Raw genomic sequence first — 788 nt, forward strand, 5'->3', positions numbered from 1 at the left:
GTGCTCTGTCTTCAAGACACCACCGAGCTTGATTTCAACGGTCAGGAGACGATCGGACTGGGGCCGTTGACCTACGACTTACTTTCCGCAGGTCGCCGATCGAATTTGGGCGTAATTTCCCGGACGCCCGGGTCGGTTAGGGTTTGCGTGGCGCTTCAGCGTCTATCAGGCGCTCGGTTTCGTCCTCCCACTCCTGCATCAGCTTCTTCGCCTTCCGATAGTTAGCGATGGCATGCCGCAAGACGGCGGCCTGCTTGGGCGAGACCGTCCGATGGACGAGCTTGCCGCCTTTCATATGTCCCCACTCATAGTATGGGCCGTGGCGGGCGTCGGGATCCTGGGCGCAGCGGCAGCCCGGCTTGCCGCAGACCTTCATGCGCTCCAGGAGCGTGCCGGAACACAGATAGTCGATCGCATTGAGCGTCTCCCGGATGCGCTCGATGCGCTCGCGGGCCTGCTTGATGATGACTTCGGGTCGGCGTGGCATGAGCTTGACTTTTGAATATCTGTCGCTAAGCTTAGCGACAGAATGAACGGCACGCAAGAACCTTCCCCGCACAAGGCTCGCTTCACCCTGCAAAGCGAGCGGCTGGGACCTTTGCCCCTCATCAATCACTTTATTGGACGCATCGGCCTGGAGGACGTGCTCGAACGACACGTCCCCTCGGACGCACGCTGTGCTGTTCCTCATGCCCGGGCCCTCGGCGTCCTGCTGCGCTCGATCATCGTCGAACGCGAGCCGGTTTACCGCCAGCAGGAAACCGTCCACGGCTTCGCCAGCGGGATGT

Annotated in this window: 2 protein-coding genes; one reads left to right on the forward strand and one right to left on the reverse strand. The window is 61.3% G+C overall.

The features are described 5' to 3' along the window. Nucleotides 1-136: 136 nt before the first annotated feature. Nucleotides 137-487, reverse strand: a complete 351-nt coding sequence (locus tag AWB68_RS49200; protein ID WP_172175075.1) for a DUF6788 family protein — start codon at nucleotides 485-487, stop codon at nucleotides 137-139. Between the two features lie 42 nt (nucleotides 488-529). Between AWB68_RS49200 and AWB68_RS47975 the strand changes: the two genes are divergently transcribed. Next, nucleotides 530-788: DUF4277 domain-containing protein (locus AWB68_RS47975; protein WP_125483336.1), on the forward strand; the 259-nt coding region annotated here is incomplete at its 3' end.

The sequence above is a fragment of the Caballeronia choica genome (assembly GCF_001544535.1).
GTDB lineage: Bacteria > Pseudomonadota > Gammaproteobacteria > Burkholderiales > Burkholderiaceae > Caballeronia > Caballeronia choica.

Excerpts from the sequence above, each read along its gene's own strand:
- AWB68_RS49200 (WP_172175075.1), bottom strand. The coding sequence starts at position 487 with ATGCCACGCCGACCCGAAGTCATCATCAAGCAGGCCCGCGAGCGCATC.